Raw genomic sequence first — 14,637 nt, 5'->3', positions numbered from 1 at the left:
CAAAATTGTTTGTCAACTAAAAACTTAACGGACAAATCGACGCCTTCTTCTCATTAAATAATAAGCGCTTAATGTCATCAATAGAATAAAGCCCATATCAAATCTGGCAGGCGCATTAGGATTGTAAACACAACCACCGCCACCGCCACCACTGCTACTATCGCTGCTACTGTTGTCATCGTCGCTAATGACAGCAGGCGTTGCTATTGAAATAGTGCTTTCAACCACACCGTTGGCTTGACCAGTGTTGTTGGTCTGGTCGCCATCGGTATCATTTGCACCACCATCTTTAACGGTTAATTTAAGACAAGTTGCACCTGTGATTAACCCAGTTTGCCAAGTAGCGTTATTGGCGCAAGTATTGTCTGCACTGGATTTAATCGTATTGTTGTCATCAACCATAAAGTTACTCCAGCCATTCACCAATGAATATTTACGCAATACTGCATCTTTAGGGATTGCGGTGGTGAGTTCAATGATCACTTGGGTGGAGGCGCCAATAGCGCTTAAGCCCTCAACTACATAGTCATAGATATTGCCAGTAGTTAATGTATCTATGGCATTTTCAGTCAAATGATTATCTGTTATATGTTGTTTTATTCGATCAAGGGTTAATCGCCCAGAATCTTTGCCCATAGCGCCTAGCAATATTCTAGTATCGCCTAAACTGGTCATAGTTTTCCCCTCGCCTGCTTGGATTTTATTGCTTTCGATATGGGTGTCTTTGTTGTCGGGAATGCCATCGCTGTCCTTGTCATTGTTCTCACTGTTGACATTTCCTGCAATCAATTTAAGTTTTAAAACTCTTTCTGATGAGAGGTTATTGTTCTGGGCTTTTAATGTAATCTTTAGAATGCCAGTATTTGTGTTGACAGGGTCAAAAGAAAAAATTGTTTGATTGCTTGTGCCAGTAATATCAGATTTACTCCAATCATAAGTTTCTGCTGATACTAAAGCATTGACGGTAACTGTTCCGCCAGTTTTACCAATCAGCCGACCGTTGTTGCCACCTTGGGTTACGATGAATTGATTGATTACTGGAGTGTCAGCATTATCGATGGTTTTGGTAATGGTAAAGTCTTTTGTAGAGGTTAGGGCGCCGTCGCTGGCGGTAATGGTAATGGTGGCTGGGAATGTGATCGCAGTAGCATCAATTTTGATTTTTAGTTGATTGTCAGTAATTTCAAAATTGGTGGTGTCGTTAACGCTGTAAGTTAAAGTGCTTGCATCTACTTTGGATAAGGTGCCTATGATTGCGCCAGCAGTTGCGTTAAATGCAATTTCTTTTCTAGTTAGAGTAATGGCGTCCTCTTCTATATTGCTAACTAAAAAGTCAAAGGTTTTGTTAAAACTGTGGGCGTTGCCATCGGTTACGGTAATGGTGGCAGTGAAACTAGTGGCACTCTCATAGTTTAGAGCGGCGTTGAGTTTGAGTGTGTTGCCGTCAATGGCCAATATGGCATTGTTACTGGTGTAGGTAAAAGTGTCGTTAGCATCAGCATCAATGGTAGAAAATGTACCTAATTCAGAGCCAATGGCGGTGTTTTCAGCGATGGTAGAGCTGCCTATGAAGTTGATGTTAGTAGGGGTTTCGTCATTAAGGTCTCTCAGGGTAACGGTAAGGGTTTTCTTAACCTCTACACTGCTTTTAGCAACTTGAATATTGACGGTGAAACTATGTTTAGTCGGTGAGGCTTCAAAATTTGCACCATCGACATTTTTAAACTTCAACACAGCGCCATCAATCATAAACAAACTATTGTCATTCCCACTTCCATTAAGGCTAAAAGTTACCCCAGTTTTATTCGCCACAAGTGTAGTAACGGTTTGCGCATTCTCATTCACAGCAACATTACCCGTGCTAATTTCAAGTGCCCCTAAAGTTGGAAAATAATTTGCCAATGTATTAATCTCTGCAGCGCTAAGATTAGCGGCTATACCTTGCATTGTTGTATTACCCTGCCCACCTTTAAAGGCATTCAGCCTTGTTCGTAAATAATCAGATGCCTTTCCAATAAGTGTGGGTGCAGAAGAACCAGTAAAATCTCCCCCATGGCAAGAACTACACTTATTGGTCGCCAAAGTTGCTGCCTCAGTTGCATTTACACTGGTGCTAAACACCTGTGAAGTAAATAAAACAAATAAAATCCTGACAATAAAACGATTAAGTGTACTCATAGTAAACTCCGAGATTAAATAATGCTGGTAAGGGTTGATGCATAATGAGACCTTTGCATAAATATGGATGATTAGCAAAATTCAATTTTTGCCCAATGGGTGATTTTCTTAAATCTTTTCCTGGCAGGGCTAAGGCTGGGTTTAAAAAAATTACCAAGTGGATGAAAAGTGAATTCTTGATGATTATTCATATTTTATGCAAAGGTCTCATAATGTATTGATAAGTTTCGAATTATGCCATAAAAATAGATGGGGGCGTGTTTTTTTGAACTTTTGGTGTAAATATATATCCACTTGGCAATTTTTCCAGCGATACACACAGTCCTTTGGGGTAAACCTAGCTGTAGAGAGTGGTTTGCAACCATTTCTCTCCTGCTAGAGTAAGGACTAAAGATGGGTTGGCATGCCTTCAAGAGGGCAAGAATTGATCTTTGTTAATCGCTTATTGTACCTCCTTAGGTATTTATTTTAAAATCGTAAGAGGGGCATGGTGTTATTCAGCGTGTGCCATGTAGCCGATACGCTCCATTGCACGCAGTTCGTCTGCAATATAATACATTTTCAAAGTGTTTCTCTCCCAAGGCGGAATGCCCGCTTCTTGCAGAACTTTTTTGAGTGATTGCGTGTGTGTTTTGTTGGGTAATTTAATGTGTTGGCCAGCATTTCGATAGCGAATAGAAAAACTATCGGCGTCTTTAAATTCGGCAAAATACGGGCAATCACTTGACTGTGTCGGCACTTGCGTATTGATAAAATAAAGTTCATTGCGATAGCGACGCACTACAAAATTGCCCCAGCTAACCATAGGGTTGGTGTCTTGTTTGGCGGACAATAATTCTAAAATTTGCTGCATAACCTTGTCTGAGGGTGGCAAAAATTTTAAGCCAATTAAATGGTAGCGAATGATATTTTTAATACGATAAGGGTTAAGTTTAATTAGGTGTGCGGTGTTTAATCGGTTGTTATTGATGATTTGGTGGGTTGCCATATCGATTTTGGCCAAATCTTGTGTTAGTTGCAAAGCCTCGGATTGGTGTTTGGCGCTTCGCGCTAATAATTGGGTTAAATTTTTATAAGTTGTTTCTAATTTGGGAATAATGTCCAATCGTAGAAAATTACGCCGAAAACGGGTGTCTGTATTGCTGTCGTCTTCAATCCAAGATAGACGGTTGTTTTGAGCGTATTTAAGAATTGTGGATTTCCCTGTGTTGAGTAGCGGTCGATAATGCTGCCCTTTGCCAAAAGGCTTTAATGTGGGCATAGATGCCAGTCCAGCCACGCCAGAGCCACGAAAAAGTTGTAATAGCAAAGTTTCTGCTTGATCATTTTGATGATGTGCAGTGCATAATATCTCATTTTCTTGCAAGTTACAGGATAGCGCATGGTAGCGTTTTTTACGCGCATTTTCTTCGATATTAGAACATTTTTCTAAATATAAATCGATATTAGTGTAAGGAATGTTGAGCGTTTGACACTGGGTTTGGCAAAATGTTGCCCACTCGGTACAATGTTTGGACAAATGGTGGTTGCAATGAACGGCACGCAGGTTGTTGGGATAATGTGCGTGTAAATAATGCAACAATACAATTGAATCAATGCCACCACTTAAGGCAAGGACAATTTTTTTACCCTCCAAGAAGGCATCTTTACTCTTGAAACTGTCCAAAACTTAAGAGTTTGTCCGCTCGTTGCTGAACCAACTGGTTAATGTTTGTCGCCGTTACTTCTTGTAGTTGCTGTTTTAGGGCATTTTTTAACAAAACTTTTGCCTGATCGGGATTGCGATGAATGCCACCTAGGGGCTCATCAATAATAACATCAACCAATCCCTTGCTTAGTAGATGTGTACTGGTTAATTTGAGTGATTCTGCGGCAACATTCGCTTTGGCTGCATCTTGATAGAGGATAGATGCACACCCTTCAGGTGAGATAACCGAATAAATACTGTATTTAAACATCATTATTTTATCTGCCACGCCAATCGCTAACGCACCACCTGAGCCGCCTTCACCAATGACCACAGAGACAATCGGTGTTGCCAGTGTTGACATTTCAAATAAGTTTTTGGCAATTGCCTCAGACTGCCCACGCTCCTCTGCACCAATACCAGGATAAGCCCCTGGGGTGTCAATAAAGGTAACAATTGGTAGGGAAAATTTTTCTGCCAATTTCATTAAACGCAAGGCTTTGCGATAGCCTTCTGGTTTTGGCATACCAAAGTTATGTTTGATTTTTTCTTGTGTTGTGCGACCTTTTTGTTGGCCGATAAACATAATAGAAATACCATCAAGTTTGGCAATACCGCCAATGATAGCAGTATCATCTGCATAAGCACGGTCGCCATGAAGTTCGATGAATTCATCGAAGATTGCATCGATATAATCAAGGGTATAGAGTCGATTAGGATGGCGTGCTAATTGTGCAATTTGCCAATCTGAGAGTGAGGCAAAAATCTTTTTTGTTAGTGTGGCGCTTTTGTCTTGTAGCGCTTGTATTTCTTGAGAAATATCAACTTTTTCTTTAACATTTTGCAGGGCTTGAATTTTGCCTTCTAGTTCGGCAATTGGCTGTTCGAAATCAAGATAATCTAAATTCATAATTAGGTTAATTCGCATTAAAAATAACAGTCTTAAATTATAACCATTTTACGAACTTGAATGGAGGGTTAAAAAAATTGAATATAAAACTTGACGCACAAAGATTCTTTGTTAAAATTCGCTTTATTTGGGAGGAGTAGAAAAGATGGCAAAAAGTATTATTGATGGACTGTTTGGAAAATCACCAATTAGCCCACTACAAAAGCACATGACGAGCGTTCATTCATGCATTTCAGAGTTGAAAGGCTTTATGATTGCTATCCATGAAAAAGATTGGAAGGCCGCTGAAGAAATTAGAAAAACCATTGGACACAAAGAGGGTGAGGCTGATGTTTTGAAAAAAGAACTGCGTTTAAGCCTACCTTCCACCTTTATGATGCCGTTTTCTCGTCGGGATTTATTGGACTTGTTGTTGATTCAAGATTCTATTGCCAACACCACCAAAGATGTTTCAGGATTAATAATTAATCGCAAAATGACTTTGCCAGATGAAATCTCTGACGATGTGATTGAGCTTACCGATGTGTGTATTAAAACTTCAGCAGCGGCGCTTAAAGCAGTGAATGAATTGGATGAACTAATGGAAACTGCATTTGGCAATAGAGAGCGCAAAGTTGTTGGCTCTATTATTGCAGAAGTTAATGAACTTGAAAGTCAATCGGATAGAATTCAGCACGAAATTCGCACTAAGTTATTTCCCTTGGAAGAGGATTACCCACCTGTTGATGTGATGTTTTATTATCGAGCAGTTGAGTGGCTCGGTGAGTTGGCGGATGCAGCTCAAAAAGTTGGCTCTCGTTTAGAAGTGTTACTCGCTAAATGAATGAAGTTATAAATAATTATAGTATATATAACTTATTAAATAAAAAAAGAGGTAAATTATGGAAATTATTGCAAATTACGGTGGCATTTTATTAATTCTTGCTATTGCTTTTGGGTTATTTATGGCGTGGGGCGTGGGTGCGAATGATGTGGCAAATGCGATGGGTACATCGGTTGGTTCGGGTGCAATTACGATTAAACAAGCGATTGTTATTGCGGTTATTTTTGAATTTGCAGGTGCGGTATTGGCAGGCGGAGAGGTAACGGCAACAATTCGTAAAGGCATCTTGGACGCTTCTCTTTTTACCAATGATCCTCATTTGTTGGTTTACGGGATGTTGGCATCCTTATTATCAGCAGGCGTTTGGCTGATGATTGCCTCCTCTTTAGGTTGGCCAGTGTCAACAACACATTCCATTGTTGGCGCTATTGTTGGGTTTGGTGCAGTAGGTATTGGCGTTGATGCTGTTGCTTGGGGTAAAGTTGGTAACATTGCGATGAGTTGGATTGTGTCGCCAATTTTAGCGGGCAGTATTGCGTTTGTTTTGTTTAAGAGTTTGCAAAGTTTGATTATTGACACTTCCAAACCTTTTGAAAATGCCAAAAAATATGTGCCGTTTTATATGTTTTTAGTTGGCTTTATCATTTCTTTGGTCACAATTTTTAAAGGACTTAAGCATGTTGGCTTGGAATTTGATATGATGACAAGTTATTTATTGGCGACCATATTTGGACTATTGGTTGCCATTATTGGTGCTATTGTTATTCGCCGTATTCATCTTGACCCTAATGAAAATAGAGATTTCCACTTTACCTCTATGGAGCGAGTATTTAGCGTATTAATGATTGTTACCGCAGCAGCAATGGCATTTGCACATGGGTCGAATGATGTGGCAAATGCGATTGGCCCATTGGCAGCAATCTACGGTGTTATTGAAAGCGGAGGCGTTATTGGCTCTAAAAGTGCATTGCCAGTTGGTATTTTGTTGGTAGGTGGCGTTGGTATTGTGCTTGGTTTGGTTACTTATGGACATAAAGTCATTGCCACAATCGGCACTGGCATTACCCAATTAACCCCTTCACGAGGCTTTGCAGCGACGCTCGCAGCGGCAACCACTGTGGTCATTGCCTCAGGCACAGGCTTGCCTGTTTCAACAACGCAAGTGTTGGTAGGTGCAGTATTGGGCGTTGGTTTAGCCAGAGGTATGGCGGCATTAGATTTGCGTATGATTAACAAAATCTTTTTATCATGGCTCATCACCTTGCCAGCAGGTGCATTGATGTCTATTTTATTTTTCTTTGCACTGAAAGGTGCGTTCGGAGCGTAGTTATGACTTTAGAAGAAGTACAAGTAAAACTTGAAGCAGGTATTGAAAATTCAACGGTTACCATGGAAGGGGATGGCTGTAATTGCTCAACCCTGGTAGTTTCACCAATTTTTGCAGGGATGTCGTTATTGGCTAGGCAAAAAATGGTATTGGCTGCCGTGCGTGCGGAGATCGATTCTGGCGAATTGCATGCTTTAAGTATCAAAGCAAGAACGCCAGAAGAAATAGGTTAATCAATTTTCCTATTTTTTAAATCTTGCATAATCGCCTGACGCATTTCGTCTGAATAATGAATCCAACCGCTGATTTCGTCACTACTGCGTTTACACCCCACGCAAAAGTTCTGCTTATTGTATTTGCAAATATCCACGCACGGTGTTTTAATGGTTTGATTATTCATAAATATATTATAGAGACCTTTACATAAATATGAACAATCATCAAGCACCCACCTTTTACCCATTCGACAATTTTTTTCAACAATACCCAACCGTAGGGAACGGTTTATAACCGTTCCTCTCTTATTAAAACAAGATTTAAAGAAATCACCAATTGAGTTAACGCTACACAGCACTCTTTAAGAGGGCAAAAATTGAATTTTGCTAATCATCTATATTTATACAAAGGTCTTACAAGATGACAATGTAAAATACGCCCCTTTATTTCAAAAAACAATTTCTTATGGGTTTTTCTAAACTAGGTTTATCAGATTCTATTCTCGACGCTGTTACTAAAAAAGGCTACGATAAGCCATCAGCAATCCAAGAGCAGGCAATTCCTGCGGTATTGCAAGGCAAAGATGTAATGGCTGCCGCACAAACAGGCACAGGAAAAACCGCAGGTTTCACCTTACCAATCTTGCAAATTTTATCCAAAGGAACACTGGCAAAATCCAACCAAGTGCGCACACTTATCCTAACGCCAACGCGTGAATTGGCCGCCCAAGTTAATGATAGTGTAGCCACTTATGGCAAGCACTTGCCACTCAAATCAACCGTGGTATTTGGTGGCGTAAAAATCAATCCACAAATGCAAAAGCTCAGAAGTGGCGTGGATATTTTAGTGGCAACTCCTGGCAGATTATTGGATTTATATTCACAAAATGCAGTGAAGTTTGATCAATTAGAAATCTTAGTAATGGATGAAGCCGACAGAATGTTAGACATGGGTTTTATTCATGATATTAAGAAGATTTTAAAGATTTTGCCTGAAAATAGACAAACCCTAATGTTTTCAGCCACTTTTTCAGATGACATCAGAAAGTTAGCAAAAACTCTAGTCAACAACCCCGTAGAAATCTCAGTAACCCCACGAAACACCACAGTAAAATCAGTCAAGCAATGGATTCACCCCGTTGACAAATCCAAAAAACAAGCACTACTCACCCACCTCATTCAAGAGCACAGCTGGTACCAAGTATTGGTCTTTAGTCGCACCAAACACGGCGCCAATCGCATTGCCACACAACTCGGAAAACGCGGCATCACCGCCGCCGCCATTCACGGCAACAAAAGCCAAGGCGCACGCACCAGAGCGCTTGACGACTTCAAAAAAGGCAAAGTTAATGTCCTAGTCGCCACCGATATTGCCGCTCGTGGCATTGACATCGTCGAACTCCCACTCGTGGTCAATTTTGACCTACCAAATGTGCCAGAAGACTATGTTCATCGTATCGGTAGAACAGGCCGTGCAGGCTCAAAAGGCGAAGCCATTTCATTAGTTAGCGCCGATGAAGCCAAACAGCTTTTCGACATCGAACGCCTCACCCAGAAAAAACTCGATCGCATCATGATAGACGACTTCATCCCCGACCACAACCTGCCAGAATCCAGCAAAAACCTATTGCCACCAAAAAATAAAAAACCCAAGAAGAGCAACCCTCGCAATAAGCCGAGATATGGCAAAAATAGCAATTCTCAAGAAAACAAAGCCAAAAAGAAAAAAAGTTTTTGGGGGAATAAAAAATAATGCTTATTTGAGACCTTTGCATAAATATGGATGATTGGCACAATTATAATACCCCAGCAACCCCAGACAAAAATTTAATTTTTCTTATTTAAAATCCGTAAACTAAAGGATTTTTGGTAATGTATATAGAATTTTGAAGTTGGTTTAGATGCAAGGGTTATTGAGCAAGAGCTATTAAAAAAATTCTCTAAATTATAATGGAGAGTTGTTATTATCTAGTGAAAATACTGAGTTATTTAATGCGGATGTTTTGAAATTAGATGTGTAAACATGCTAGCTGTGCGTGTTATGATATAATCTTTCTGTATATCTGTTATATTTAAGTCTAACAAATTGCTACGGCTGGATACAAAAAAGCGTTCTAATTGAAGAGTAATCGGCACGATTTTCTATACCGCTGAGCAAGGCGTTAGTATTACATAAGGAGCATTTTGATAGAACGAATTTTTCATCCGATTGGACAAGGTGCTTTTTATTCTGAAAGGCATAATAATTTCAATATTGTTTATGATTGTGGAAATTGGAAGGACACTCTAGAAGCCAATAAAGTTGTTGAACGAGCATTTAAAAAAGATGAAGTTATAGATATATTATTTATATCACATTTTGATTACGACCATGTTAATAAAATTAAGACATTAAATGAGCATACTAAAATAAAAAAAGTTGTTATGCCACTATTACATGATGAAGAAAAAACATTGTTAATCAACTTATATAAAGCTTTAGATTTTCAAATTTGGACTTTAATCGAAAATCCTCAAGAGTTTTTTGGCCAAGAAACTCAAATAATAACTGTCCAAGAGTCAGAAGATAATGAAAGACCAATAAATGATAATATTACGATTGATCTAGAAAACTTAAAAACTACGAATATACAAAGTGGGTCAATCTTAAGAAAAACTTTTAATTCTTATAAGTGGGTATTTATTCCATACAATTACCTGTGTAATTCTAGAAAGATTGAACTTGAAAAATTATTAAGAAGCAGTGGGTTTGATGTTGAAAAATTAAAAAATGATTCAAAATACACTATTGATGAAATTGTATCTCGTCGCACAGAAATAAAAAAGATTTACACAAAAGTTAAGGGTAATATAAATCAAAATTCTATGTTACTTTATTCTGGAATAAATTGTTTGTATAAAGATTGTAAACAAGAGGCGTTTTGTTTTGATTGCCCTTATAGATATTTTAGATGTTATGCAGAATTTCATCATATTCGATGGTATAGAATGGTGAAACAAAGGCATAGAGTAAGTTGTATATATACTGGTGACACTGATTTGAATAAAGTAAAAATCAAATCAATCTTTAAATTTTTTTGGGAAAGTGTAGGAACAATTCAAATACCACATCATGGAGATCTAAAAAGTTTTGACAAATCCATCCTTGATGATAAATACTATTGGTGCCCCATCTCTGTTGGAGAAAAAAATAGTTATGGGCATCCGTCTTATAAGTTAATATCAGAAATAGTAGTTCAAAATAGTTATCCTATTTTAGTTACAGAAGATTTAAATTCAGGTTTTGTTGAGTGTATAAGATTCTAACAAAACCTTGGAGAAAAATAGTTTCCCCTAACGGGAAAACTATTTCTCAAGTTAGTCGTTAGATTAAAAAGTAGCACTACATTATGTTCATAGATTCAATTAGGAATAGTATGCAAAATGCGTGAAACACAAAAGATTAAGTTGATACAAAAGGGGCTTGGTAAAGCTCAGAAATTAGCAAGTCGCATCAAGTATAAATGCATGCTTCCATCATGTTCAAAGAAGGGTATACGCTCGCACTCTCAGCAAAAAAAACATCAGCTTAATTCTATAGCAAAAGATTTAAAAGTTATTTCAGTAGAAAAGAATATTTATAAAAGCTTCATGGCTAGCCGACAGGGTAATTTTAATATCTTCCAAAAAAAGCAAATAGCTGAAGCATCAACTTTTGTTGGTTATTGTAATGAACATGATGCAAGTATATTTGAACCAATAGAAAATGGGAATTTAGAAGCAAATTTAGATGAACATAGCTTATTGCTTTTTCTAAGATGTTTTAGTTATGAGTATGCCAATAAAAGAAATACTCATGATAGGTCAAAAGGTATTTATAAAGAGTGTCAGCACTTATTCGGAGATGAGGGCGCTAGACAATATAATCGTCATATAGGGGGGATGAAGGCTTTTCTTGATATAGATGCACCATATTATTTTGAGAAATTATTTGATTGTTATGAAACAGGTGATTATTCTAAAATATCACACAATTCTTTTATAATCCCCAAAAACATTGGCATATCATCGACAACCTGTATTTCTCTCTTACGCGGGAATTATTCTGACTGGATGTCAAACCACTTTAGCAATGCTCAGCCAATAGTGGCTTTAAGTGTTGTTCCGGATATTGATAAAACAATAATTTCTTTTGTTTGGCTATCTGAATTTGATTCTATGTGTTCAGATTTTATGACTATAAATTTAGAAACAGAAAATATATCTAAGATATTAAACTCGTATTTATTAAACGAGAGTGAGGATTTATGCATTAAACCCTCTATATGGGAAAATCTGGATGCAACAGAAAGAAAAATACTTAGTGAGTGTGTGAGTAAAAAAGGCGAAATAGAAGATGAAATGAATATACCTCAAATTGTTATATTCTAGTTGGAACTAAAAAAAAAAGGGGGTGCCGCCACTTTTTTAAAGTAATAATCTGCATCACAATTGTGATTACCTCTTTGGGTTATGTGGTGTGGAATGTTGGCAAATACGCTTCTAGGATTCTATCATAAAAAGGGTAGTGCCCCCTTATTTCCCATTTTTAAACATCATTACTCCTTTACTATAACGCCATGCTCAGGGGTAGATAAAGTGACATGTTTTTTTGCAATAATTTGCGAAGTAAATGCACAAAAAGCACGATGGGAGCCACTTGTTAAGTGTTTATTCATTGCGCTTTGGAACTCGCTCTTTAAGCTTGTTTGCTTTCTTTGGATGAACATAGATAGTTTCAACTAGACTTTCAGTTACCTCTATTGCAGTTAAAACATCTTCTGAGCTAGGGTGATATGCTCTGTGTATCGCTGCGTGCCCTGCTTCAAGAATTGGCTCAATGATTCCTCGTTGTTTTTTTGACAAATATCCCTCCGCTTGAAATGCATCTAAATTTTTTTTAAAAGTTCCTTTATCGGTAACCTTGGCGATCATTAGATGTTCAAGAAGCGCTCTTATGCCCATAACCGCTAAACACCTAGAATCATTGTGTAGTGCTGAATAGATTTCTCGGAGAAGTTTAAAAGAATATCGTTCTTGTTCCTGTGAAAAAAAACCACCTAAACTTGAAACCCATTTCGGCTCAGCCCTAGATATTGCTGGCGGGTAGTAATTGGTTTCTATTATAGGTCCGTCTTCATCGCATGCTCCAGAGAACCAGCTTGTGTACATTAGTTTTACACTGTCACACCCACAACACTTAACCATGTTAAACGTCTCACTGCCATAGATGATATTTCCACACCCCATGTCTTCATCCCATGGCTGATCCTCTTTATGAAGCAAAAGATGATTGGTTTCTCCAAGGCATTTATTACATTGCGCTTTTAGCTTAACTTCCTCCATAATTCCTCTTTTAATATTTAACTAGCAAGTAAATTGAATTAAAATATATTTATATTTTTTGAAAAAAAAGGCGCTACCACTTTTTTTAGGCCTGCTAACATCTTTAAACTGGCTATGCTACTTAACTTATCAATAAAACTAGCATTCCCCGCAAGGCAACCTTGAGTATTTTATCATAAAAAGGGTGACATCCTTTATCCCCACAACTCTTTGCAAAATAATCTGATATAATTTTTTCTAATTAAACGACTTTGAATAATAATATGCTTAATAAGTTTTTACTATTACTATTGTTTTTAACGCTACAAGGCTGTAATAACTATGCTGAAGTTACAACCAAAGAAACCATTTGCCCAATTATTCCAGAAGGATCATCTGGGGGTATTAAAACCCTTCCAGGGTGTTTTGATTATTATGTGTTTAGTCAATTTTGGTTAAATGAATTATGCATATCGGACGGTCGTGATATGGAAACTGGCGTTGATGAACCTTCTGCAGACTCTTGTGAAATACTTTATCAAACTACTAACAGTAATGCTTTAGCGCCACATGGCTTATGGCCGAATCTAAAAAACAGTTCGGCATATCCTGAATTTTGTACCGATGCGCCTTTTGATGTGGGAAAAATATCAGAAGACTTGCGTCATAAATTAGGCCTTTTATACACTGATATAACCCCAAATTTAGAATCACATGAATGGCGCAAGCATGGCACTTGCTCTAATAAAACCCAACAAGACTACTTTAATACCATTGTTGCTTTAAATTCCCAGCAAAAAATTCAAAGTTTCATTAAAAATAATGTTGGTCGAGATGTTGCTTATCAAGACCTAAAGGCTGCTTTTGGTGATGTCAATCATTCTGAGTTTATTTGTGCCAAATATAGTTTTGATGACAAGCAGTATTTAATGCAAACATATCAATATTTTGACAAACAGATTAACCCTATTAATCTCAATGTTCCAAAAATAAAAAATGCTTGCGAACAAAACAAACCTATTCACATTAGAAAACCATCTAAATTTTTAACTATGGATGATTTTAAAAAAGCATTAGGCTCGTCATCTAAGTTAACTGTTGGGTTTGATATTGATGATACCGTATTATTTTCGACCCCTCCTTTTTATTACGGAGTAAATAAGTATGGGTCTGAGTTACCAAATGAGTTTTGGCAACAAATGAATACAGTGTTAGATGCCTTTAGTTTACCAAAAAAAATTGCTAGAGATTTGCTGAGTTTTCATCAATCCCGTAAGGACAAGATCTATTTTATTACGGCTAGACCCAAAACAGAAGTTGAGACATTAACTCAGCGTTTGATTAAAACATTTTCTTTGGGTAAAGAGACGGCTAATGTAATCTTTACAGGGGATGATGATAAAACACAGGAAATTAAAGCAAAGGGTATACAATATTACTATGGCGATGCTGACACAGACATTACATCGGCACTTCGGGCTAGTGCGATACCAGTAAGAGTAAAGCGCAACGCTATTTCAGATGCAGAAAGCAACTCAAATCCTGGTTATTTTGGTGAGTTGGTGCTAATTGATTCAGAATATTAACATGTAAAAACTTCTATACGGCCTTTTGGTGCTTTATTAAGGACAATATGCCAAAGTTTACCCATGTCATAAAAATGAAATTAGTTCAACGGATAGATGCTTTGATGTTGGTTTTTAAGAGGGAGATTCCTAGGTTTGTGCGTAGGAAGGGGTTGGTTGGTAGTACAAAAGAAGATTCCCGTTAAAAACGAGCATAATCACTAATTTGGTGGAGATGGCGGGAATTGAACCCGCGTCCGAAAACTTTCAAACAAAGAATCTACATGCTTAGTTTAGTCTATTAGAGTTAGCAACTTACCACCCGACCATCAGGGATGTAAGCGCGATTTCAGTGCGTTTTAACCGAATTATCCTGAAAAAATAATCCTAGCGAGTCTGTAAGCGACCGCTTTCCAAGAGATACAGACAATCTCAAGGGAGCGGCTAGCTATGCAGCTAGAGCGTAGTTGTCTTCGTTTGCAACTATCTTTTTTGAGAAACGGTTACGAGTTATTCTCATCCTCGGCATGCATCCTTGAGATCCAACTCCTCGTCGAAGCCATGTCATCCCCTGATAAGGGAGGTATTA

12 protein-coding genes and 1 other RNA gene are annotated in these 14,637 nt (G+C 37.8%); 7 read left to right on the top strand and 6 right to left on the bottom strand.

The window, feature by feature from the left end; all coding sequences use genetic code 11:
- Positions 1-24: 24 nt before the first annotated feature.
- The 3 genes from MS2017_RS09745 to MS2017_RS09735 form a co-directional block, all read right to left on the bottom strand.
- A complete protein-coding gene (locus MS2017_RS09745; protein WP_122952049.1) occupies positions 25-2,178 on the bottom strand; it encodes a JDVT-CTERM domain-containing protein in 2,154 nt (717 codons plus the stop codon).
- A 493-nt stretch (positions 2,179-2,671) separates the two neighbouring features.
- Positions 2,672-3,844, bottom strand: coding sequence for a tRNA lysidine(34) synthetase TilS (gene tilS, locus MS2017_RS09740; protein WP_122952048.1), 1,173 nt, complete (start codon positions 3,842-3,844; stop codon positions 2,672-2,674).
- Positions 3,825-4,775, bottom strand: a complete 951-nt coding sequence (locus MS2017_RS09735; protein WP_122952047.1) for an acetyl-CoA carboxylase carboxyltransferase subunit alpha — start codon at positions 4,773-4,775, stop codon at positions 3,825-3,827. The genes tilS and MS2017_RS09735 overlap by 20 nt, the downstream gene beginning before the upstream one ends.
- 145 nt (positions 4,776-4,920) lie before the next feature.
- On the opposite strand from MS2017_RS09735, the gene MS2017_RS09730 reads away from it, so the two are divergent.
- Genes MS2017_RS09730 through MS2017_RS09720 form a run of 3 tightly spaced genes read left to right on the top strand, consistent with a single transcriptional unit; the run spans position 4,921 to position 7,158 of the window.
- Complete coding sequence (locus MS2017_RS09730) at positions 4,921-5,598, top strand: TIGR00153 family protein (protein ID WP_122952046.1); 678 nt, start codon at positions 4,921-4,923, stop codon at positions 5,596-5,598.
- A 58-nt stretch (positions 5,599-5,656) separates the two neighbouring features.
- Positions 5,657-6,925, top strand: coding sequence for an inorganic phosphate transporter (locus MS2017_RS09725; RefSeq protein WP_122952045.1), 1,269 nt, complete (start codon positions 5,657-5,659; stop codon positions 6,923-6,925).
- A gap of 2 nt (positions 6,926-6,927) precedes the next feature.
- Complete coding sequence (locus tag MS2017_RS09720) at positions 6,928-7,158, top strand: BolA family protein (protein ID WP_071563920.1); 231 nt, start codon at positions 6,928-6,930, stop codon at positions 7,156-7,158.
- Here the strand turns inward: MS2017_RS09720 and MS2017_RS09715 are convergent.
- Positions 7,155-7,325: a DUF1289 domain-containing protein gene (locus tag MS2017_RS09715; RefSeq protein WP_071563926.1), complete on the bottom strand. Its 171-nt coding sequence runs from the start codon at positions 7,323-7,325 to the stop codon at positions 7,155-7,157. The genes MS2017_RS09720 and MS2017_RS09715 overlap by 4 nt on opposite strands.
- Before the next feature lie 281 nt (positions 7,326-7,606).
- On the opposite strand from MS2017_RS09715, the gene MS2017_RS09710 reads away from it, so the two are divergent.
- The 3 genes from MS2017_RS09710 (at position 7,607) to MS2017_RS09700 (ending at position 11,550) form a co-directional block, all read left to right on the top strand.
- Entirely contained in the window at positions 7,607-8,893 is a 1,287-nt protein-coding gene (locus MS2017_RS09710; RefSeq protein ID WP_122952044.1) for a DEAD/DEAH box helicase, read from the top strand.
- A gap of 431 nt (positions 8,894-9,324) precedes the next feature.
- Complete coding sequence (locus tag MS2017_RS09705) at positions 9,325-10,446, top strand: MBL fold metallo-hydrolase (RefSeq protein WP_164707698.1); 1,122 nt, start codon at positions 9,325-9,327, stop codon at positions 10,444-10,446.
- A gap of 117 nt (positions 10,447-10,563) precedes the next feature.
- A complete protein-coding gene (locus MS2017_RS09700) occupies positions 10,564-11,550 on the top strand; it encodes a hypothetical protein (RefSeq protein ID WP_122952042.1) in 987 nt (328 codons plus the stop codon).
- Positions 11,551-11,829: 279 nt separating this feature from the next.
- Here the strand turns inward: MS2017_RS09700 and MS2017_RS09695 are convergent, their stop codons facing one another.
- Positions 11,830-12,504, bottom strand: a complete 675-nt coding sequence (locus tag MS2017_RS09695; protein WP_122952041.1) for a DUF4145 domain-containing protein — start codon at positions 12,502-12,504, stop codon at positions 11,830-11,832.
- A gap of 263 nt (positions 12,505-12,767) precedes the next feature.
- On the opposite strand from MS2017_RS09695, the gene MS2017_RS09690 reads away from it, so the two are divergent.
- Positions 12,768-14,069, top strand: a complete 1,302-nt coding sequence (locus tag MS2017_RS09690) for a ribonuclease T2 family protein (RefSeq protein ID WP_122952040.1) — start codon at positions 12,768-12,770, stop codon at positions 14,067-14,069.
- Positions 14,070-14,275: 206 nt separating this feature from the next.
- On the opposite strand, the gene ssrA is transcribed toward MS2017_RS09690, so the two are convergent.
- Positions 14,276-14,620: a transfer-messenger RNA gene (gene ssrA / locus MS2017_RS09685) on the bottom strand.
- Between the last annotated feature and the right edge of the window lie 17 nt (positions 14,621-14,637).

The sequence above is a fragment of the Bathymodiolus thermophilus thioautotrophic gill symbiont genome (assembly GCF_003711265.1).
Classification (GTDB): Bacteria; Pseudomonadota; Gammaproteobacteria; order PS1; family Pseudothioglobaceae; genus Thiodubiliella.
This window is presented reverse-complemented; position numbering and strand designations above follow the sequence as displayed.